This window comes from Paraburkholderia fungorum (assembly GCF_046026025.1).
GTDB classification, from domain to species: Bacteria; Pseudomonadota; Gammaproteobacteria; order Burkholderiales; family Burkholderiaceae; genus Paraburkholderia; species Paraburkholderia fungorum_E.
On the sequence record NZ_JAQQFL010000001.1, the window covers coordinates 88,614 to 108,416 of the forward strand.

Genomic DNA, 19,803 nt, shown 5'->3' on the forward strand with positions numbered 1-19,803 from the left:
GTTCGGTTTAAGGTTCGGCTTAACGTTCGGCTTAATGTTCGCGCTCGTCGAGCAGAGCCAGCACGCCGCGCAACGCGTGCGCGGCGGCTTGCACGCGGATCTTCTCGCGGTCGCCCTTGAAGACCTTGGTTTCCACCGACGTATGCAGCCGATTGCTCCAGCCGAACGACACCATCCCCACCGGTTTGGTCTCGGTGCCGCCGCCCGGGCCGGCGACGCCGGTGATCGATAGCGACACCTGCGCGCGGCTGTTGCGCAGCGCGCCCTCGGCCATCGCATGCGCCACCTGCTCGCTGACCGCGCCGTGCTTTTCGATCAGCTCGGCCGGTACACCGATCATTTCGGACTTCGCCTGATTCGAATACGTGACGAACCCGCGCTCGAACCAGCCGCTGCTGCCGGAAATATCGGTGATTGCGGTTGCCACCATGCCGCCCGTGCAGGATTCGGCGGTGACGAGCATCAGGCGCTCGTCGCGCAGGCGGTTGCTCACGCGAATCGCGAGCTGGTGAACCACGGAATCGGTAGGCATGGCGTCAATCCGGAAAACGAGGAACTGCTGCGAGAGGCGGCCGGCGTGCTGCCACTGGCCGGCACCGGCCGACACTGGCCAATGGCAACGGTTAAACCGACATGCGCCAGAGCGCAATCACAAGCAGCGTGAAAAACGCGGCGACCAGGTCATCGAACATGATGCCAAAGCCACCTTTCAGTCGGCGGTCAAAATAGCCGATGGGCGGCGGCTTCACCATGTCGAAGAAACGGAACACGATGAACGCGACGAACTGCCCAGTCAGCGTGACCGGTGTGACCATCAGCAGCACCAGCCAGAACGCGACGATTTCGTCCCAGACGACCGGCGACGGATCGTCGGTGCCGAGCTTCTTCGCGGTAAAGCCACAAATCGCAATGCCGCCGAGAAAACCGGCGACGATCAGCACGCCCCATTCGAGCACGGTCAGGTAACGGCTCAGGACGGCGAACGATGCCCAGGCGAACAGCGTGCCGACCGTGCCCGGCGCAACCGGCGACAAGCCGCTGCCGAAACCCAGCGACAGAATGTGCAGCGGATGCGACAGCATGAAGCGCGCGGTGGCACGGCGCGGCTGAGGGCGCGGCGCGCGCGGGCCGGACGCGTTGGGCGGCGGATTGCCGATGACGTCGTCAGCGGGCACCAGCGGGGGATCAGTCTGCATGAAAGTGGTCGAAGCCTTGCAACGTCAGAGTGAGAGGCGTGCCGGCGGCATTGCGCCAGCCGATCGCCGGGCGGTCGGCCGCCGATTGAAGAGCGCTTATTGTACCGATGCGCGTGACCGGTATCGCTACCTCGCGGCCGGCCGATTCGACCGCGGCGCGCGCTGCAGCCGGCGCGGTGAAGCACAGCTCGTAATCGTCGCCGCCGGCCAGCGTGCAACGTTGCTGGATTTCGGGCGGGAGGCGGCGCAGCGCGGCTGAACGCGGCACGGCGTCGACGTCGACGGTGGCGTGCAGGTTCGAGCGTTCCAGGATGTGCAGCAGATCGCCGGCCAGCCCGTCCGACAGATCGAGTGCAGCATGCGCGATGCCCCGCAGCGCAATCCCCAGGAAGACGCGCGGCTCCGGGCGTTCGAGGGCGCGACGAAATGTCGCAGCGTCGCTGGCATCGGCGGACCACTCGCCGCGCTGCACGCCCAGCCCAGCCCGTGCGTCGCCGAGCGTGCCGGAGATCCAGATGTCGTCGCCCGGCTGCGCGGCGTCGCGGCGCAACGCGGCTTGCGGCGGCACGCTGCCGAACACGGTGAGGCACAGATTCAACGGACCGCCGGTCGTGTCACCGCCGATCAGATCGCAGCCGTACCGCTCAGCGAGGGTGAAGAGACCATCACTAAAGGCGGCGAGCCAGGCTTCGTCGGCCTTCGGCAAGGAGAACGCCAGGGTGAACGCCTGGGGCCTTGCGCCCATCGCGGCGAGATCCGACAGGTTCACCGCGAGCGCCTTGTGGCCAAGCGCCTCGGGATCGACATCGGGAAAGAAGTGACGGCCTTCCACCAGCATGTCTGTCGATATCGCCAGCATTTCTCCCCGGCGCGGCGCCAGCAGGGCGCAGTCGTCGCCGATGCCGAGCGTGCCGTCATCGGCACGGGACGCTGCCGCGGCGGCGCGGCGGGCGAAGAAGCGATCGATCAGCGAAAACTCGGAGAGCATGGCGGCAATGGATGAACGGACAACTGCAATGAGGAGCGGCTAAAAGAAGCGGCTAACGGTGCGCATTGTACGAAGACGCTCACGGGTAAACACGCTATTCGTACTCAACGCCGATTCAAAGGGCAATCGGCCGAAAGCGCGCCACGTTTGCCTTTCACTCTGTTTCAGTCGTGGCAGTTGTACCCGTATTGAAGGAATTGAGCCGGCAATTGGGGCTACAATGCCGTCGAACATCTATTCTAATCCGCACTTCGAAGCCCGCCTCATGACGACTCCCGCCAATAGCAAACTCCGCGAAGCCGCCCTCGATTATCACGAGTTCCCGACCCCTGGGAAGATCGCGATCGCGCCGACCAAGCAGATGATCAACCAGCGCGACCTCGCGCTGGCGTACTCGCCGGGCGTCGCTTTCGCGTGTGAGGAAATCGTCGAGAACCCGCTGAACGCCGCGCGTTTCACTGCGCGCAGCAACCTGGTCGGCGTCGTCACGAACGGCACCGCGGTGCTGGGTCTGGGCAACATCGGGCCGCTCGCCTCGAAGCCGGTCATGGAAGGCAAGGCCGTCCTGTTCAAGAAGTTCGCCGGCATCGACGTGTTCGATATCGAGCTGAACGAGTCTGATCCGCACAAGCTGGTCGAGGTGATCGCCGCGCTGGAACCGACTTTCGGCGGCATCAATCTCGAAGACATCAAGGCGCCCGACTGCTTTATCGTCGAACGCGAATGCCGCAAGCGCATGAAGATTCCGGTCTTCCACGACGACCAGCATGGCACGGCCATCGTCGTCGCGGCGGCCATCACCAACGGTTTGAAGGTGGTCGGCAAGGACATCAAGCAGGTCAAGCTGGTGTCGTCCGGCGCGGGCGCGGCAGCGCTGGCCTGTCTGGATCTGCTGGTCGACATTGGCCTGCCGCTCGAAAACATCACCGTCACCGACCTGGCCGGCGTGGTCTATAAGGGCCGCGTCGAGCTGATGGACCCGGACAAGGAACGCTTCGCACGCGAAACCGACGCTCGCACGCTCGCTGAGGCGATCGGCGGCGCGGACATTTTCCTGGGCCTTTCGGCCGGCGGCGTGCTGAAACAGGACATGGTCAAGCAGATGGCGGACAAGCCGCTGATCCTCGCGCTGGCAAACCCGACCCCGGAAATCCTGCCGGAACTGGCGCTCGAAGTGCGTCCGGACGCCGTGCTCTGCACGGGCCGCACGGACTACCCGAACCAGGTGAACAACGTCCTGGTGTTCCCGTTCCTGTTCCGCGGCGCGCTGGATGCGGGCGCGACAACGGTCACACGTGAAATGGAAATTGCGGCGGTCAATGCGATCGCCGAACTGGCGCGCCAGGAGCAGAGCGATATCGTCGCGACGGCTTACGGCATCCAGGATCTTTCGTTTGGTCCGGCCTATCTGATTCCGAAGCCGTTCGACCCGCGCCTGATCGTCAAGGTCGCGCCGGCCGTGGCAAAGGCCGCGATGGATTCGGGTGTTGCCGAGCGTCCGATCGAGGATATGGAAGCGTACGAACAGCATCTGCAGCAGTTCGTGTATCACAGCGGCACGACCATGAAGCCGATTTTCCAGTTGGCGCGTGGCGTCGAGCCGGAAAAGAAGCGCATTGTGTTCGCGGAAGGCGAAGAAGAGCGCGTGCTGCGCGCCATGCAGATCATCGTCGACGAAAAGCTCGCGAAACCGATCCTGATCGGCCGTCCGGCGGTGATCGAACAACGTATTGCGCGTTACGGCTTGCGTCTGGTCGCGGGTCAGGACTACACGGTCGTGAACACCGATCACGACGAGCGTTACCGCGATTTCTGGCAGGAGTATCACAAGATGATGTCCCGCAAGGGCATCACCGAGCAGATGGCGAAGCTCGAAATGCGCCGTCGCACCACGCTGATCGGCGCGATGATGGTGGAACGGGGCGAGGCAGACGGCATGATCTGCGGCACGGTGTCCACCACCCACCGCCATCTGCACTTCATTGATCAGGTGATCGGCAAGAAGGAAGGCGCGAAGGTCTACGCGGCGATGAACGCGCTGGTGTTGCCGAACCGCCAGATTTTCCTGGTCGACACGCACGTGAACGTCGATCCGACACCGGAACAGCTTGCCGAGATCACGATCATGGCGGCCGAGGAAGTGCGTCGCTTCGGTATCGAGCCGAAGGTCGCGTTGCTGTCGCATTCGAACTTTGGTTCGAGCAATGCGCCGAGCGCGCAGAAAATGCGCGACACGCTGGCGATCCTGCGCGAGCGTGCGCCGGAGCTGCAAGTGGACGGCGAAATGCACGGCGACCTCGCGCTCGACGCGAATCTGCGCCGCGAAGTGCTGCCCGATTCGACGCTCGAAGGCGACGCGAACCTGCTGGTGCTGCCGAACATCGACGCGGCCAACATCTCGTACAACCTGCTGAAGACCGCCGCGGGCAACAACATCGCGATTGGTCCGATGCTGCTCGGCGCGGCCAAGCCGGTGCACGTGCTGACGGCCTCGGCGACGGTTCGCCGCATCGTCAACATGACCGCGCTGCTGGTGGCGGATGTAATCGCATCCCGCTGATTCTTGATCCGGGACTGAAGCGTGGCGTCGCCTGACCGGGCGTCACGCAAAAAAAAGGCGTGCCCGCAATGGGCACGCCTGCGGGTGAACAGGGGATAGCCACCCTAAAAAAGACTGAATGAAACCATTCAGCCTTTGAGAGACTGCAGCGACCACAAGGCTTTCACCACAGAGAACGAACTGCGCAATGGACCGCGATGGGCGCTTTGCGAGTTTGAGTTCAACGCAATTTTCTCAATTGAGCTAATTTTAGCTTCTGTAAGCTAAATATTCTGTCAAATATCGTCAAAGCCTGTTCCGTGGCTCTTTCCCGCGCGATTGGGTGCTTGTGCCGATCCGGCGAACGTTGATTCTGTGGGGTTTTAGCGATACCCTTACGACTTTCATGGTCGTAAAACTCGTGATCTAACAGCGGGGAACCTTGATTCATGGCACGCAAGTGGCAGCGCATTAAAGGCGTGCTGATCGGTGCTTTGACGCTCTGCGCTTTATCTGGCTCCGTGCCTGGCGCGTTTGCGCGCGACTACACGGCACCCGCCGATGCACAGGTGCAGGGCACTATCGCGGCGGCGCAGTTGCCACGCGAAGCGGTCAATACATTGAACTTGATTGCCGCGGGCGGGCCTTACCCGTATGAGAAGGACGGCATCGTATTCGGCAATCGCGAACGGTTGCTGCCGCCGCATCGGCGCGGCTATTACCACGAATACACCGTTCCCACGCCTCGCTCGAGAAACCGCGGGGCGCGTCGCATCGTCTGCGGAGGTCCGCTACAGCGGATCGACAACTGTTACTACTCGGACGACCATTACACCAGTTTTAATCGTATTGTTGAATGACATCGGGATGAACGGCATGAGCGACAACGTCTACGCGCACGACTCCGGAGTCGCGACGGATCTTTTCGCGGCCGGCGACGGCAATTTGTTCCAGCGCGTCATGCGGATGCGCGCCGGCGACCAGGGCCGGGATAACCAGAGCGAAGCTAGCACTGTGGTTTCATCGAACGAGGAGCCCATGAGCCTTTTCAAGACCGTACGACCGAACATCGTACAGTCGATCCGCGCGTTTCGCGTGCAGGATCTAGCTGACGAGGCCACGCAACTCGGCCAGCATTTTCTGTACGCTTACTGTGCGAACGCCCAGTCCAAGCAGGAAGTACTGGAGACCATTGCTACGTCGTTCCTGTTTCCGAAGCATTTCGGCAAGAATTACGATGCGCTCTACGATTGCCTGACCGATCTGGTCCACAAGGCAGGCGCGCAACCCGGGTTCGTGATCGTGCTCGAGCAGTTGCCCGTCGCGCAAAAGTTCGACAAGGAAGGGCGCGAGACGCTACTGGACGTGTTCCGCGAAGCGGCCGAGTTCTGGGCCGAGCGCAAGGTCGCGTTCCGGGTGTTTTATTCGTTTGCCTAAGGGATGCCCAAGGCATTGCTTGCGCGACTGAACTTGCGCGGCTGAAAAACAAATGGAAAGGCCCGCCAATTAGCGGGCCTTTCCATTTTTCGTTTAAAATCATGGGGTTGGCTTACCAGCCACCCCAGCGGGCTGCCAACGCGGAGAGTACCGCGATGCCCGCCGTTTCCGTGCGCAGTACACGCGGACCGAGGCCGACTGCGGTAAATCCGTGATCGGTTGCAGCGGCTTCTTCCGCCGCCGAAAAACCGCCTTCGGGGCCGACCAGCACCATCACACGGCCGAGCGGCGGATTGGCGGGGAGCGCCGAAAAGCTGATGCTGGCGCGTGGCGACAGCAGAATGCGCAACTCGCCTTCTTCAAGCGTGCGGGGGAGCGCGCCGAGCCACGTGGCGATCTCACGCACTGGCATCACTTCCGGCAGGCGATTGCGTCCGCACTGTTCGCACGACGCCCGCACGATGCCCTGCCAGTGCACATGCCGCCGCTGCGCGCGGTCGCCTGCCAGCCGCACGACACTGCGCGTGGTGGTTAGCGGCACGAAACACGATGCCCCGAGTTCGACGGCCTTCTCGATGAGCCAGTCCATCTTGTCGCCGCCAGCAATGCCCTGCGCGAGCGTGAGGTGATACGGCGCTTCCACGTCGATATTGCGGAATTCGTGAATTCTCACCTTGGCCGAGCGGCGTTCGACTTCGACGAGTTCGGCGCTGTATTCGCCGCCTTCGCCGTTGAAAAGCACGATCGAATCACCGGGCTGCAAGCGCAGCACGAGGATGTGGCGCGTGACGTCATCGGGCAACTGCATGATGTCGTCGGGCTTGAGAGGCGTACCGACGAAGAAGCGAGGCATCAGAAAAATACTCATTAGTTCAGGAAAGGTGGCGAGCGAGCGCCCAACGGTAGCCGTCCAGATCTTCGACCTGGGCAAACCGGTCGCCCCAGAACTGATCCTGTGGCTCGCTCAGCGATTTTGCGCCGGCGGCTAGCGCCCGCGTGTAAACCGCGTCGACATCGTCGACATAGACATAAAACGATTGCGGCGCAATCGCGCCCGCGCTTTTGGGTGTTTTCGCCGCCGAGCCGAACGCGCCTTCCGGCGCGAACATCACGATCAGCTGGCCTTGATAGGTCATCTCGACATGCATGACGACACCGTCGTCCTGGACGCTATCGCGTATCTCGAAGCCGAATGCCGCCTCGAAGAACGCGGTCGCGGCACGTGCGTCGCGCACCGTCAGATAGGGGGTCAACCAGGGCACACCGGCTGGGCGGGAGGCGGTCATGGGTTTCTCCGGATCATTGGGGTTGCGGGATGCATGCTGCGGGGCCAGGTAGGCGGTTGCGTATCGACTTACCGATAGCGCGCGCCGACCGAACCGTGCATTTTGCCCACGCGTTAGCTTGCTGGCTTTAAGAATTGACTTAGTTTATCGCGCACGGAGCGGGAAGCCGAGAACAGTCCGGCGTGAAAGGCCGGGTCGTAGTGCCTCAGCGAGTCGATTTGGCGTGCGGCGACACGCTGGGTGAGTGTTTCGGCGGTGAGGGCGGCGGGGTCGAGCGTGTCGCTGGCGGTCGCCATCATCCAGAGCGAGCCGTAGAGCGGGATGAACGTATGCATAGTGCGCACGATGGCGAACGAGGCGCGCAGATCGCCGAGCAGGCCGGCGACCCGTTCGGCGTGGAAGTACGGCGAACCGAGATGCAGCGAGACCAAGGCGTTCGGGCTCATGACGCGCTTGAGTTGCGTGTAGAAGTCCGGTGTGTATAGGCTTGCGGCGGGCGAGTCCGGCGGCGTCAGGTCGAAGACGACCAGATCGAACTGCGCCGTGGCGGCGGCGACATAATCCGCGGCGTCGCCGATCACCAACTCGACTTGCGGATCATCGAAAGCGCCGCCGTGCACCTCGGGCAGATACTCGCGGGTCATGCGTACGACTTCGGCATCGAGTTCCGCCACCACGATTCGCTCGATGCCGGGGTGCTTCAGCAATTGCCGCGCGGCGCCGCCATCGCCGCCGCCCAGCACCAGCGCCGCTTTCGGCGCAGGATGCGCCAGAGCGGCCGGATGCACCATGCATTCGTGATAGATGAATTCGTCGCCGGTCGACGTCATCGGGCGGCCGTCGAGCGTAAACAGCCTGCCGAGCTGCGGCGTGTCCCATACCTCGATCCGCTGGTAGGGCGAATCGACGCGGGCAAGCCGCTGCGCGTTCGGAAATCCGTAGACTGCGTCGGCGGTGGGTTGGAACAGCAGGGGAGCGCTCACGGATGACGGGCCCCGTTGGGAGCGCGGTGGGTTGGTGTCGCTCAATTGTAAAGGCGCAAGCGTGGGGCGGATCTGGTTCGCGTGCAGCGCCGGCTCGAAACCGACGCGCTGTCAGCCAGCAATAACTGGACAGTCGGCCAAAAACCGGCGCGCTTGCAGCCAGCAATCGGGCCGGAACCAGCCCGGAACCAGGCCACCAGGCGGCTTTGCGCGCGGGGAGCGGTGCAACGTTCTGTTAGAATGTCACGCTTTCAGCCTTGTCCGTTTGCTCTGCCCGTTTCGCGTCTCCCGGCGCCGCACCGTGCGCCGAAGTGGACTGGCATTCGAGCAGCCGGGCCTCAAGCGCGCACCGCTTTCTGACTCTGTCTCCGGACTCGACATGACGACCCCGTCTCCCGCACCCACCTCCCTGATGGCCAACGCGATCCGCGCGTTGTCCATGGATGCTGTTCAAAAAGCGAATTCCGGCCACCCCGGCATGCCGATGGGCATGGCCGAAATCGGCGTGGCTTTGTGGTCGCGCCATCTGCGTCACAACCCGAAGAACCCGCAATGGGCCGATCGCGACCGTTTCGTTCTGTCGAACGGTCACGGCTCGATGCTGCTGTACTCGTTGCTGCACCTCACCGGCTACGATCTGCCGATGGAAGAGCTGAAGAACTTCCGCCAGATGCATTCCAAGACGCCGGGTCACCCGGAATACGGCATCACGCCGGGCGTCGAGACCACCACCGGCCCGCTCGGCCAGGGTCTGGCGAACGCGGTCGGCATGGCGCTCGCCGAATCGCTGCTCGCCACCGAATTCAACAAATCTGACGCGAAGATCGTCGACCACCACACGTATGTGTTCGTCGGCGACGGCTGCCTGATGGAAGGCATCTCGCATGAAGCCTGCTCGCTCGCGGGCGTGCTGAAGCTGAACAAGCTGATCGCGTTCTACGACGACAACGGCATCTCGATCGACGGCGAAGTGGTGCACTGGTTCCACGACGACACGCCGAAGCGCTTCGAAGCGTACGGCTGGAACGTGATCCCGAACGTGGTCGGCCATGACGTCGACGCGGTCGACGCGGCAATCAAGCAAGCCAAGCTGTCGGACAAGCCGACGCTGATCTGCTGCAAGACCGTGATCGGCGAAGGCGCGCCGACCAAGGCCGGCAGCCACGATTCACACGGCTCGCCGCTCGGCGACAAGGAAATCGCGGCAACGCGCGAAAAGATCGGCTGGAAGTGGGAGCCGTTCGTGATTCCGCAAGAAGTCTATGCCGCGTGGGACGCGAAGGAAGCTGGCGCGCGTAATGAATCCGAGTGGGACAAGGCGTTTGCGGCGTATGCAGCCCGGTACCCGCAGGAAGCCGCTGAATTCAAGCGCCGCGACGCGAAGCAATTGCCCGCCGACTGGAAGGAAAAGGCGCAAGCCATCATCGCCGGCGCGAACGAACGCAAGGAAACCATCGCGACGCGTAAGGCATCGCAACAGGCAATCGAAGGTCTGTCGGCCGTGTTGCCGGAACTGCTCGGCGGCTCTGCCGACCTGACCGGTTCGAACCTGACCAACTGGAAGACCGCCAAACCGGTGCGCGTGAACGCTGAAGGCAAGGCCGCCGGCAACTACGTGAACTACGGCGTGCGCGAATTCGGCATGAGCGCCGCGATCAACGGTATCGCGCTGCATGGCGGCTTCAAGGCCTTCGGCGGCACGTTCCTGACGTTCTCGGACTACAGCCGCAACGCGCTGCGCGTTGCGGCACTGATGAAAGCGCCGTCGATCTTCGTGTTCACGCACGACTCGATCGGTCTGGGTGAAGATGGCCCGACCCACCAGTCGATCGAACACGTCGCCAGCCTGCGTCTGATTCCGAATCTGCAAGTGTGGCGCCCGGCCGACACGGTCGAAACGGCGGTGGCCTGGACCCACGCGGTCGAGCATCATGGCCCGTCGTGCCTGATCTTCAGCCGTCAGAACCTGCTGTTCTCGGAACGCACGGACGCGCAGATCGCCAATATCGAAAAGGGCGGCTACGTGCTGCGCGACTGGAATGACGAAATCCCCGCGCGCAAGATCATCCTGATCGCCACCGGTTCGGAAGTCGAGCTGGCACTGAACGCGGTCGAGCCGCTGGCGCGCGAAGGCATCGGCGCTCGCGTCGTGTCGATGCCGTCGACCACCGTGTTCGACAAGCAGGACGCCGAGTACCGCGAACGCGTGCTGCCGCACGGCGTGCGCCGCGTCGCGATCGAAGCGGGCGTGTCGGATTTCTGGCGCAAGTACGTGGGTCTGGAAGGCGGCGTTGTCGGGATCGACACGTTCGGCGAATCGGCCCCCGCAGGCGTGCTGTTCAAGCATTTCGGCTTCACCGTCGAGCACGTGGTAGAGACGGCCAAAGCCGCACTCGGCTGATCTGCGTTAAAGGTTTGCCGCGCGGCCCCACGCGCGGCAAACCCGGCAAATCAGACCAACATGGACGATTTTTTTTCAGCCATCAGGAGATAGACCATGACGATTCGCGTCGCAATCAACGGCTACGGCCGGATCGGCCGCAACACGCTGCGCGCCTTCTATGAAAACGGCAAGAAGCACGATATCGAAATCGTCGCCATCAACGATCTTGGCGATGCCAAGACCAATGCTCACCTGACGCAATACGACACGGCGCACGGCAAGTTCCCGGGCGAAGTCTCGGTGGACGGCGACTACCTGGTCGTGAACGGCGACAAGATCCGCGTGCTGGCTAACCGCAACCCGGCAGAACTGCCGTGGGGCGAACTGAACGTCGACATCGTGCTGGAATGCACGGGCTTTTTCACGACCAAGGAAAAAGCGAGCGCGCACATCAAGGGTGGCGCAAAGAAGGTGATTATCTCGGCGCCGGGCGGTAAAGACGTCGACGCGACGATCGTCTACGGCGTGAACCACCATGTCCTGAAGGCATCGGACACGGTGATCTCGAACGCATCGTGCACGACCAATTGCCTGGCACCGCTCGTCAAGCCGCTGAACGACAAGATCGGCCTGGTGAACGGTCTGATGACCACGATCCACGCGTACACGAACGACCAGGTGCTGACGGACGTGTATCACGAAGACCTGCGCCGCGCGCGCTCGGCCACGCACAGCCAGATCCCGGCCAAGACCGGCGCGGCGTCGGCGGTCGGTCTCGTGATGCCGGAACTGAACGGCAAGCTCGACGGCTACGCCATTCGCGTCCCGACGATCAACGTGTCGATCGTCGACCTGTCGTTCATCGCAGCGCGCGATACGACGGTCGAGGAAGTCAACGCGATCATGAAGGAAGCATCGGAAGGCTCGCTCAAGGGCATCCTCGGCTACAACACGGCGCCGCTGGTCTCGATCGACTTCAACCACAACCCGGCTTCGTCGACGTTCGACTCCACGCTGACCAAGGTGTCGGGCCGTCTGGTGAAGGTGTCGAGCTGGTACGACAACGAGTGGGGCTTCTCGAATCGCATGCTGGACACGGCCGTGGCATTGGCCAACGCGAAGTAAGCTGTTTGCTTTCTATGCCCTGCGGTCTGCGCGGCCAGCAGGGCAGAAAGACAAAAGCCGCTCCTCGGAGCGGCTTTTTTTTACGCCTGCGGCGTCGGGAAATAGACGCCGGCGCGCTGCGCGGCGTTCGAGATATGGGTTTCGATTGCCTTGCCGGCCGCGGCGGAATCGCGCGCCTTGAGCGCGTCGAGAATCGCCCGATGCTCGGTGTAGGTGGAAAGCACCAACTCGCGCCGGTAAAACGGCATTCGCTGGCTTTCCTTCATGATTTCCGCGGCGCTGCCGAGGATCGATTCGATTGCCGCATTGCCGGCAATGCTCACGATGCGCATGTGAAAGCCGTAGTCGAGGCGGGCGGCTTCGTCGAGTTCGTCGCAGGCGAGCGCCGTTTGCATGGCCGCGATGTTGTCCTCGAACCAGGCGAGATCGGCCTCGCTGACTGCCAGCGCTGCCATGCGTGCAATAAAGCCTTCCAGCGCAAAACGCATCTGGTACGTATCAGGCAGCGAGGACTGTTCCGCGAAACGCCACGATTGCGCGGCCACCGCCTGCGCGCTTTCCACGTAGACGCCCTTGCCAGGGCGGATCGTCAGCAGACCGAGTGCTTCGAGCGTGGAAAGCGCCTCGCGCAGCGACGCGCGGCTGATCGCGAGTTCCTCGGAGAGCTGACGCTGCGCCGGCAGCAAACTGCCCACGGGATAGACGCCCGCTTCGATCCGTTCGCGGATGATCGCGATAGCGGCATCGGTGACGGTATGCGGAACATTTTTCATCGTGGCTCACTATAAGTGCGCGGTCTGACCAGCATTGTATGCGCGTTCTGAACGCTCGTACGATGAGTCGTCAAACATACGCAATTCCGCCCCCAAATGGTTAAAAAACAGCGGGTAAACGCTATTTAATGATTTCTTGACGCCAGTATATCGGCTTCCTACTATTTGCCATAACAGCACTGGTCGGACCAGTCTGAACAGATGTGAATCCTAACCAGGAGGAAGCCGTGTTGAAGTTCTTCAATTCACTGTTTGGCCGGGTCGTCATAGCGCTGGTGGCGGGCATCGTGATCGGCGCCGTGTTCCCGCATTTCGCCCAATCGCTGCGCCCGCTCGGCGACGGTTTTCTCAAATTGATCAAGATGGTGATCGGTCCGATCGTCTTCTGCGTGGTAGTGAGCGGCATGGCGCATGCCGGCGATCTGCGCAAAGTCGGCCGCGTGGGTCTGAAGGCGGTGGTCTATTTCGAGGCCATGACGACGATCGCGCTCCTGATCGGTGCGGTGCTGGCCTACGCAACGCGGCCTGGCGTCGGCATGAATATCAACCTGCACTCGCTCGACCCCGCATCGCTCGCGACCTACACCGAGAACGCGAAGAGCCTCAAGGACACGGCCGGCTTTCTGCTGAAGATCATCCCCGACACGGCGTTCAACGCATTCGCGACCGGCGACATCCTGCAGATCCTCGTGTTTTCAGTGCTGTTCGGGTCGGCGTTGTCACTGCTCGGCAATAAGGCGCAACGCGTAAGCAGCTTGATCGACGAGCTTTCGCAGGTGTTCTTCCGCGTGATGGGTTTCATCATCAAGCTCGCGCCGCTCGGCGTGCTCGGTGCGATCGCGTTTACGACGGGCACCTACGGCGTCGAATCGCTCAAGCAACTCGGCATGCTCGTGGTGGTGTTCTACGCGAGCTGTATCGTATTCGTGGTGGTCGTGCTGGGCGTGGTGATGCGCCTCGCCGGCTTCAGCATCTTCAAGCTGATCCGCTATCTGCGCGAAGAGCTCTCGATCGTGCTCGGCACGGCTTCTTCAGACGCCGTGCTGCCGCAGATCATGCGCAAGCTCGAATGGATGGGCGTCAAGGATTCGACCGTCGGGCTGGTCATTCCGACTGGCTACTCCTTCAATCTCGACGGCTTCTCCATCTATTTGACGCTTGCCGTGATTTTCATCGCACAAGCGACCAATACACCGCTGTCCGTGCATGACCTGATCGTGGTGGTGCTGGTGTCGCTGGTGACGTCGAAGGGCGCGCACGGCATTCCCGGCTCGGCCATCGTGATTCTGGCCGCGACGTTGTCGGCGATTCCAGCGATTCCCGTGCTCGGCCTCGTGCTGATTCTGCCGGTCGACTGGTTCGTCGGCATTGCCCGCGCGCTGACCAACCTGATCGGCAACTGCGTGGCAACCGTGGTTGTGGCCGTGTGGGAAAACGATATCGACCGGGCGCGCGCTCATCGCGTGCTTAACCGTGACGAAGCACTGCGCTACGTGCCCGCCGGCGAAGACGCTGTTGTTGGCCCCACCTCCGGTGAACATGTGCCGGCCGTTTGACAAGGCTCGGCCCCGTCGCACCGCGGCCAGATTCATAGCTATTCAACAGCGCGCCAACGCAGCGCGCGTTCTGCTCCGGCGGATGATCTGACTCCGCCGGCTCTTCTCACTTTTCGTCGCCTGACTGAGACTATGGCTAATCCGATCCTCGACCCCAACGCTCCCGCCTTCACCCGTCGCTACATGAACCTCGCCGACCCGCGCCTGGGCGCACAGGCGCTTTATGCGAGCGACGAATTCTTCGCGCCGAAAGAACGCATGCTCGAGCCGCAGCCGGCGGTGTTCATTCCCGGCAAGTACGACGACCACGGCAAATGGATGGACGGCTGGGAAACCCGCCGCAAGCGCACCACTGGCCACGACTATTGCGTGATCCGGCTCGCGCGGCCGGGCGTCGTGCATGGCGTCGATCTGGACACGAGTCACTTCACCGGCAACTTCCCGCCGGCTGCGTCGATCGACGCGTGTTACGTGGACGGCGAGCTTCCGCCCGACAATGCCGACTGGCAAACGCTCGTGCCGGCCACCACGCTACAGGGCAACCAGCACCATTACGTCGAAGTGAACGACGTCCGCGCCTTCACGCATCTGCGCGTGAATCTGTATCCAGACGGCGGTCTCGCGCGTCTGCGTGTGTATGGCCAGCCGAAGCGCGACTGGGAGCGCGTTGAGCGCGGCACGCTGCTGGATCTCGCCGCGATCGAAAACGGCGCATACCTTGTCGCCGCGAACAATCAGCATTTCGGGCCGGCTTCGCAGATGCTGATGCCAGGGCGGGGCGTGAATATGGGCGATGGCTGGGAAACACGGCGCCGTCGCGAGCCAGGCAACGACTGGGCGATCGTCGCACTGGCGCGGCCGGGCGTGATTCGCAAGATCGAAGTGGATACGGCGCACTTCAAGGGCAATTACCCGGATCGCTGCTCGCTGCAGGCGGCCTCGGTGACGGGCGGAACCGACGATTCGCTCATCACGCAGGCGATGTTCTGGCCGGTGCTGATCGGCGAACAGAAATTGCAGATGGACCATGTGCACACGTTCTCGGACGGCATCGCGTCCCTCGGGCCGGTGACGCACGTGCGGTTCAACGTCTTCCCGGACGGAGGCGTATCGCGCCTGCGCTTGTGGGGCGAGATCGCGTAACGGAGTCGCGCCGATGAAGACCTTGCATGTGGAACGCCTGACGCGGGCGGCTTTCGCGCCGTTCGGCGACGTCATCGAACTGGACGGCGCACGCCATTTTCCGATCAACGGCGGCACGACCGAGCGCTATCACGACCTCGCGAACGTCGACGTCACGGAGAACGGCGGCCGGCCGCTGATCAATCTGTTTCGGGCGCAGCCGCGCGCGCTGCCGATCGAAATCGCCATGCTGGAAAGGCATCCGCTGGGCAGTCAGGCTTTCATTCCCTTAACGGCGGGCCGCTATCTGGTGGTTGTCGCGCCGGCCGGCGAATTGAATCCGGCGCGGATGCGGGCGTTCTGGAGCGACGGCTGGCAAGGCGTGAACTATGCCAAAGGTGTTTGGCATCACCCGCTGCTTGCACTCGACCAGGTGAGCGATTTTGTGGTGGTGGATCGTGGCGGCGAGCAGCCCAACTGCGATGAACTATCGTTGGCAGAGCCGTGGCGGCTGCTGTTTGAAGCGAGCGCAGAGTTGGTGGACTGAGCTGGCGCCGCCGCCCGGCGGCCACGCCGGGCATGCCAGGTGGCGCGAGCGTCCTGACGCGGCCGTCGTGCTGCACACGCAAAAAACCCGGCTGATTTTCATCGGCCGGGTTTTTTCGTTACTGCCGTGCCGCGCACCCCGACGCGGCCGACATCGCACTAATCCAGCTTCAGTGCTTGCGATGCGGGCAATTTTCCTTGGTGCACGCGCCGTACAGCGCCAGCGCATGTTCCTGCAGCTTGAAGCCGCGTTCCTTCGCGATGGACTGCTGACGGCTCTCGATCTCGGAGTCGAAAAACTCTTCGACGAGCCCGCAATCGAGGCAGACGAGGTGGTCGTGGTGCGACCCTTCGTTCAATTCGAACACGGCTTTGCCCGATTCGAAATTGCTGCGCGAGAGCAGGCCGGCCTGCTCGAACTGCGTCAGCACGCGATACACGGTTGCAAGACCGATATCGAGTTCTTCGTGCAGAAGGTTGCGGTAGACGTCTTCTGCAGTCAGATGGCGCACCGGGCTATGCTGGAAAATCTCAAGGATTTTGAGGCGCGGAAGGGTCGCCTTGAGCCCGATATTCTTGAGATCGGTTGGATTGGTCATGGCAAGGGATCCCTAGAGTACAATGCTGGGCTCTCATAGTAATGTGTTTTTGCCGTTCTGGTCATCTTCGATGGAATGAAACTCGCGCGGCTCGTCAACGGGCCCGCACGGTGAGTGAAATGATTTCAAAATCTCAATTGATCTACCGGGGGAGCCGCATGCGGGGTACCTTGATCGCTGTTGCGACTGTCGCGGTTCTTGCCGGATGTTCCACCTACGACAGTTTGACGCAGCGTATTGCCCAAAGCATTACGCCGTATCGTATTACGGTGGTGCAAGGCAATTTCGTCTCGAAGGAAGCGGCTGCACAGATGCAGGTCGGCATGTCGCGCGCGCAGGTGAAGCAGTTGCTCGGCACGCCACTCCTGACTGACATGTTCCACGCGGACCGCTGGGACTACGTGTTCTATTTCAAACGCGGCTCGACGAACGTCGTGCAACAGCGCGATTTCGTGATCCTGTTCGCGGGTGACCGCGTCGCCAGCTGGTCGGGTGGCGACGATCTGCCTTCCAACCTCGAGTTGCTGGCTGAAATCGACGGCGACAAACTCGGCAAGAAGAAGGCCCCGGTGCCGAACGTGGCAAGCGCAGCAACTGGCGCCAGCGCGGCGGTGGCTGCGGCGCCGGCTACCGTGGACACCACGCGTTCGCCGTCCGCCGACGCAGCCGCTGCCGCAGCGGCCCTGCCTTCAACAGACGCTAACGCTGAAGCCGCGCAGGCCGCCAACCGGTTGACCAATGCGGTGCAGACGCCGTCGAATGCGCAGTCTTCCGTGCGCCCGGCCGTGCCGACCGCCAACGGCGGCGGTATCCCGTCGCAGGGCCCAACGGCGGCCGGACAGCCGCAGTTCCAGTTCCACCGTCCGCCGCCGCCGCAGGTTTCCGGCACCTCGGAGAACCCGGTGGGACCAACGGGCTCGCAAACCGGCAGCGGTGGTCCGACGTTGAACGCACCGTTGACCGCTGCGCCCGCTTCTCCCGCATCTTCGGGAACAGGCAACTAATCGGGCTGTCCGTGTCTTGATAAGGCACGGCGAAAACGCCGCGTAGGCGCCACGTACGGGTAACACGCCGTGCGTGGCGGCCGTCAGGTATTCTGCTGTTTCAGTCAGTGCGGCGCCAAGGCGTGCTGCCCGCCGCCGTTTTTGCCCGCGTTTGACGGGTTTTTGCCGCGTTTACCCCTTTCGAACCCTCGTAGCCATGAAAATTGCCATTGCTGGCGCATCGGGCCGTATGGGCCGGATGCTCATCGAAACCGTCCTCAACGATTCCGGCGCCACGCTGTCCGGCGCACTCGATCGTGCAGGCTCCCCGCAACTCGGTCAGGACGCCGGCGCGTTTCTCGGCAAACAGACCGGCGTGCTGCTGACGGACGATATCGAGCGTGTGTTTGCCGAGTCCGACTACCTGATCGACTTCACGCGTCCCGAAGGCACGCTGAAGCACCTCGAAGCCGCGCGGCGCCACAACGTCAAAATGGTGATCGGCACGACCGGTTTCGACAACGAGCAGAAAGCACAACTGCACGCCGCGGCGGACCAGATCGCGATCATGTTTTCTTCGAACATGAGCGTGGGCGTCAACGTCACGCTCAAGCTGCTCGAATACGCTGCGAAGCATTTCGCGACCGGCTACGACATCGAAATCATCGAGGCCCATCACCGTCACAAGGTCGACGCGCCGTCCGGCACGGCGCTGACCATGGGCGAGGTGATTGCCGATGCGCTCGGCCGCAAACTCGAAGATTGCGCGGTTTACAGCCGCGAAGGCGTGACCGGCGAACGCGATCCGTCCACGATCGGCTTTTCGGCGATTCGCGGTGGTGACATCGTCGGCGATCATACGGTGCTGTTTGCCGGCATCGGCGAGCGTATCGAAATTACGCACAAATCGGCGAGCCGCCTGTCGTACGCGCAAGGCGCGCTTCGTGCTGTACGTTTCCTCGAAGGCCACAAAAGCGGCCTGTTCGACATGCAGGACGTGCTCGGCCTGCGTTGAGCGTGCCTCGGGGCCGGGTGCGGCCCTGTTCTGCGTTTTTGTAGCGCCCTGTAATCACTTTCCACCGGCGAGGCCAGATGGCAGGCAGCAGCGGCATCCTCCATTACCTGGAAACCAGCGACGCGATCACGCATGGCGTCGCGTATGTGCTGCTGGCTATGTCGATTGCGAGCTGGTGCTTTCTGATCGTCAAAAGCTGGATCCTCACGCGCGCGAAACACCAGGCCACGCCGGCGATCGCGCAGTTCTGGCAGGCGCCGACACTGGCGGACGGGGTCGCGGCACTGAAGCGCGTGGATCGCGAGCGCGTCTTCACGCCGCTCGCCGAGGCAGCGCTGCATGCGGGCGAAGTGGACATTCCCGGCGTGCTGCTCGCCCGCGTCGAGCGTGGCGAACGGGTGTTGCGGGCGCTGCGTCAGGCGCTCAACGCGTCGCAGCGGCGGCTCGAGTTCGGCCAGGTGCTGCTGGCCTCGGTGGGCAGCACGGCGCCGTTCGTCGGCCTGCTCGGCACGGTTTGGGGCATCTATCACGCGCTCGGCAGCATTGCTGCAAGCGGTCAGGCGCAGATCGAGAACGTCGCCGGACCGGTCGGCGAGGCGCTGATCATGACGGCCTTCGGCCTCGTGGTCGCGATTCCGGCGGTGCTCGCCTATAACGTGCTTGGGCGGATGGTGCGGCAGTTGTCGGAAGAACTCGACGGCTTCGCGCACGATCTGCACGCCTATGTGTGTGCGCCGGCGGATCAGGCCCGGCCCCAGCCTCAAGCGCAGCAAGCCCAGCCCAGGACTCATTCGGCGCAAAGCTGAGACCGGCAGACGGAGGGAGGCGACATGGCATTCGGCGGACTCGAGAAAAAGCAGACGGCTGCGCCGATGGCCGAGATCAACATGACGCCGTTGATCGACGTGATGCTCGTGCTGCTGGTGATTTTTATCATTACCGCGCCTTTATTCACGCACGCGATCCGGCTCGATTTGCCCAAAGTCGCGGCAGCACCCGCGCGGCAAACGCCGCAAACCATTTCCCTTTCAATCGATGCCGCCGGCAAGCTGTACTGGAACGGCACCGTCATCACGCTCCAGCAGATGCGCGCGCGCTTCGTGGAGGCGGGCAAAGCGGGGCAGGCCGACCAGCCTGAGATCCAGTTGCGCGCCGAGCGCTCCACGCGCTACGAGGTGATTGCGCAGGTGATGGGGGCGGCGCAACAGGCCGGGCTCGAACGGATCGGTTTCGTAACGGATCCACCGCCGCCCGGCGCGAAGCCATAGCGGC

General features: G+C 62.8%; 20 protein-coding genes. 12 read left to right on the forward strand and 8 right to left on the reverse strand.

Annotated elements, in window-relative coordinates; genetic code table 11:
* Positions 1-31: 31 nt before the first annotated feature.
* The 3 genes from PQR67_RS00405 to thiL form a co-directional block, all read right to left on the reverse strand.
* Entirely contained in the window at positions 32-532 is a 501-nt protein-coding gene (locus PQR67_RS00405) for a CinA family protein (RefSeq protein WP_408452940.1), read from the reverse strand.
* 91 nt (positions 533-623) lie between these two features.
* Positions 624-1,196 (reverse strand): phosphatidylglycerophosphatase A family protein, encoded by a 573-nt coding sequence (locus PQR67_RS00410; RefSeq protein ID WP_408452943.1) that lies wholly within the window; start codon positions 1,194-1,196, stop codon positions 624-626.
* Entirely contained in the window at positions 1,186-2,184 is a 999-nt protein-coding gene (gene thiL, locus PQR67_RS00415; protein WP_408452946.1) for a thiamine-phosphate kinase, read from the reverse strand. The genes PQR67_RS00410 and thiL overlap by 11 nt, the downstream gene beginning before the upstream one ends.
* Positions 2,185-2,404: 220 nt before the next feature.
* Here thiL and PQR67_RS00420 point away from each other — a divergent pair, with 220 nt between their 5' ends.
* From PQR67_RS00420 to PQR67_RS00430, 3 genes are all read left to right on the forward strand, one after another.
* Positions 2,405-4,744, forward strand: a complete 2,340-nt coding sequence (locus PQR67_RS00420; protein ID WP_408452949.1) for an NADP-dependent malic enzyme — start codon at positions 2,405-2,407, stop codon at positions 4,742-4,744.
* 428 nt (positions 4,745-5,172) lie between these two features.
* Complete coding sequence (locus PQR67_RS00425; protein ID WP_408452951.1) at positions 5,173-5,583, forward strand: ribonuclease; 411 nt, start codon at positions 5,173-5,175, stop codon at positions 5,581-5,583.
* A 16-nt stretch (positions 5,584-5,599) separates the two neighbouring features.
* The gene (locus PQR67_RS00430; protein ID WP_408452954.1) at positions 5,600-6,160 is read left to right on the forward strand and encodes a barstar family protein; all 561 of its coding nucleotides are present in this window, start codon (positions 5,600-5,602) and stop codon (positions 6,158-6,160) included.
* Between the two features lie 112 nt (positions 6,161-6,272).
* On the opposite strand, the gene PQR67_RS00435 is transcribed toward PQR67_RS00430, so the two are convergent.
* The 3 genes from PQR67_RS00435 to speE all read right to left on the reverse strand — a co-directional run bounded on the left by PQR67_RS00435 (position 6,273) and on the right by speE (position 8,429).
* Complete coding sequence (locus tag PQR67_RS00435; protein WP_408452957.1) at positions 6,273-7,013, reverse strand: 16S rRNA (uracil(1498)-N(3))-methyltransferase; 741 nt, start codon at positions 7,011-7,013, stop codon at positions 6,273-6,275.
* Positions 7,014-7,032: 19 nt separating this feature from the next.
* On the reverse strand, positions 7,033-7,446 hold the full coding sequence (locus tag PQR67_RS00440) for a VOC family protein (RefSeq protein ID WP_028196424.1): 414 nt from the start codon (positions 7,444-7,446) through the stop codon (positions 7,033-7,035).
* 113 nt (positions 7,447-7,559) lie between these two features.
* Positions 7,560-8,429 carry a polyamine aminopropyltransferase gene (gene speE / locus PQR67_RS00445; RefSeq protein WP_408453791.1) on the reverse strand — a complete coding sequence of 290 codons (870 nt, stop codon included), beginning with the start codon at positions 8,427-8,429 and terminating at the stop codon, positions 7,560-7,562.
* Between the two features lie 379 nt (positions 8,430-8,808).
* On the opposite strand from speE, the gene tkt reads away from it, so the two are divergent.
* Positions 8,809-10,830, forward strand: coding sequence for a transketolase (gene tkt / locus PQR67_RS00450; RefSeq protein ID WP_408452959.1), 2,022 nt, complete (start codon positions 8,809-8,811; stop codon positions 10,828-10,830).
* A 96-nt stretch (positions 10,831-10,926) separates the two neighbouring features.
* Positions 10,927-11,937 carry a type I glyceraldehyde-3-phosphate dehydrogenase gene (gene gap / locus PQR67_RS00455; RefSeq protein ID WP_074282197.1) on the forward strand — a complete coding sequence of 337 codons (1,011 nt, stop codon included), beginning with the start codon at positions 10,927-10,929 and terminating at the stop codon, positions 11,935-11,937.
* A gap of 80 nt (positions 11,938-12,017) precedes the next feature.
* Here the strand turns inward: gap and PQR67_RS00460 are convergent, their stop codons facing one another.
* Positions 12,018-12,710 carry a FadR/GntR family transcriptional regulator gene (locus PQR67_RS00460; RefSeq protein WP_408452961.1) on the reverse strand — a complete coding sequence of 231 codons (693 nt, stop codon included), beginning with the start codon at positions 12,708-12,710 and terminating at the stop codon, positions 12,018-12,020.
* Positions 12,711-12,937: 227 nt separating this feature from the next.
* Here PQR67_RS00460 and PQR67_RS00465 point away from each other — a divergent pair, with 227 nt between their 5' ends.
* From PQR67_RS00465 to PQR67_RS00475, 3 genes are all read left to right on the forward strand, one after another.
* Positions 12,938-14,266, forward strand: coding sequence for a C4-dicarboxylate transporter DctA (locus PQR67_RS00465; protein ID WP_408452964.1), 1,329 nt, complete (start codon positions 12,938-12,940; stop codon positions 14,264-14,266).
* A gap of 132 nt (positions 14,267-14,398) precedes the next feature.
* Positions 14,399-15,409 (forward strand): allantoicase, encoded by a 1,011-nt coding sequence (gene alc / locus PQR67_RS00470; protein ID WP_408452966.1) that lies wholly within the window; start codon positions 14,399-14,401, stop codon positions 15,407-15,409.
* Between the two features lie 13 nt (positions 15,410-15,422).
* Positions 15,423-15,935: an ureidoglycolate lyase gene (locus PQR67_RS00475; protein ID WP_408452969.1), complete on the forward strand. Its 513-nt coding sequence runs from the start codon at positions 15,423-15,425 to the stop codon at positions 15,933-15,935.
* A 169-nt stretch (positions 15,936-16,104) separates the two neighbouring features.
* Here PQR67_RS00475 and fur read toward each other — a convergent pair whose 3' ends face one another.
* The gene (fur, locus tag PQR67_RS00480; protein ID WP_012434340.1) at positions 16,105-16,533 is read right to left on the reverse strand and encodes a ferric iron uptake transcriptional regulator; all 429 of its coding nucleotides are present in this window, start codon (positions 16,531-16,533) and stop codon (positions 16,105-16,107) included.
* Between the two features lie 158 nt (positions 16,534-16,691).
* On the opposite strand from fur, the gene PQR67_RS00485 reads away from it, so the two are divergent.
* From PQR67_RS00485 to PQR67_RS00500, 4 genes are all read left to right on the forward strand, one after another.
* Positions 16,692-17,537: an outer membrane protein assembly factor BamE gene (locus PQR67_RS00485; protein ID WP_408453794.1), complete on the forward strand. Its 846-nt coding sequence runs from the start codon at positions 16,692-16,694 to the stop codon at positions 17,535-17,537.
* Positions 17,538-17,733: 196 nt separating this feature from the next.
* Positions 17,734-18,531 carry a 4-hydroxy-tetrahydrodipicolinate reductase gene (gene dapB, locus PQR67_RS00490; protein WP_408452972.1) on the forward strand — a complete coding sequence of 266 codons (798 nt, stop codon included), beginning with the start codon at positions 17,734-17,736 and terminating at the stop codon, positions 18,529-18,531.
* A gap of 77 nt (positions 18,532-18,608) precedes the next feature.
* Positions 18,609-19,337 (forward strand): MotA/TolQ/ExbB proton channel family protein, encoded by a 729-nt coding sequence (locus tag PQR67_RS00495; protein WP_408452975.1) that lies wholly within the window; start codon positions 18,609-18,611, stop codon positions 19,335-19,337.
* Positions 19,338-19,361: 24 nt separating this feature from the next.
* The gene (locus PQR67_RS00500) at positions 19,362-19,799 is read left to right on the forward strand and encodes an ExbD/TolR family protein (protein ID WP_153134465.1); all 438 of its coding nucleotides are present in this window, start codon (positions 19,362-19,364) and stop codon (positions 19,797-19,799) included.
* The last annotated feature ends 4 nt before the right edge of the window (positions 19,800-19,803 follow it).

Excerpts from the sequence above, each read along its gene's own strand:
- gap (WP_074282197.1), top strand. The coding sequence starts at position 10,927 with ATGACGATTCGCGTCGCAATCAACGGCTACGGCCGGATCGGCCGCAAC.
- fur (WP_012434340.1), bottom strand. The coding sequence starts at position 16,533 with ATGACCAATCCAACCGATCTCAAGAATATCGGGCTCAAGGCGACCCTT.
- PQR67_RS00435 (WP_408452957.1), bottom strand. The coding sequence starts at position 7,013 with ATGCCTCGCTTCTTCGTCGGTACGCCTCTCAAGCCCGACGACATCATG.
- alc (WP_408452966.1), top strand. The coding sequence starts at position 14,399 with ATGGCTAATCCGATCCTCGACCCCAACGCTCCCGCCTTCACCCGTCGC.
- dapB (WP_408452972.1), top strand. The coding sequence starts at position 17,734 with ATGAAAATTGCCATTGCTGGCGCATCGGGCCGTATGGGCCGGATGCTC.
- PQR67_RS00485 (WP_408453794.1), top strand. The coding sequence starts at position 16,692 with ATGCGGGGTACCTTGATCGCTGTTGCGACTGTCGCGGTTCTTGCCGGA.
- PQR67_RS00425 (WP_408452951.1), top strand. The coding sequence starts at position 5,173 with ATGGCACGCAAGTGGCAGCGCATTAAAGGCGTGCTGATCGGTGCTTTG.
- PQR67_RS00410 (WP_408452943.1), bottom strand. The coding sequence starts at position 1,196 with ATGCAGACTGATCCCCCGCTGGTGCCCGCTGACGACGTCATCGGCAAT.
- PQR67_RS00420 (WP_408452949.1), top strand. The coding sequence starts at position 2,405 with ATGCCGTCGAACATCTATTCTAATCCGCACTTCGAAGCCCGCCTCATG.
- PQR67_RS00460 (WP_408452961.1), bottom strand. The coding sequence starts at position 12,710 with ATGAAAAATGTTCCGCATACCGTCACCGATGCCGCTATCGCGATCATC.
- PQR67_RS00495 (WP_408452975.1), top strand. The coding sequence starts at position 18,609 with ATGGCAGGCAGCAGCGGCATCCTCCATTACCTGGAAACCAGCGACGCG.
- tkt (WP_408452959.1), top strand. The coding sequence starts at position 8,809 with ATGACGACCCCGTCTCCCGCACCCACCTCCCTGATGGCCAACGCGATC.
- PQR67_RS00430 (WP_408452954.1), top strand. The coding sequence starts at position 5,600 with ATGAGCGACAACGTCTACGCGCACGACTCCGGAGTCGCGACGGATCTT.
- thiL (WP_408452946.1), bottom strand. The coding sequence starts at position 2,184 with ATGCTCTCCGAGTTTTCGCTGATCGATCGCTTCTTCGCCCGCCGCGCC.
- PQR67_RS00500 (WP_153134465.1), top strand. The coding sequence starts at position 19,362 with ATGGCATTCGGCGGACTCGAGAAAAAGCAGACGGCTGCGCCGATGGCC.
- PQR67_RS00405 (WP_408452940.1), bottom strand. The coding sequence starts at position 532 with ATGCCTACCGATTCCGTGGTTCACCAGCTCGCGATTCGCGTGAGCAAC.
- PQR67_RS00475 (WP_408452969.1), top strand. The coding sequence starts at position 15,423 with ATGAAGACCTTGCATGTGGAACGCCTGACGCGGGCGGCTTTCGCGCCG.
- PQR67_RS00440 (WP_028196424.1), bottom strand. The coding sequence starts at position 7,446 with ATGACCGCCTCCCGCCCAGCCGGTGTGCCCTGGTTGACCCCCTATCTG.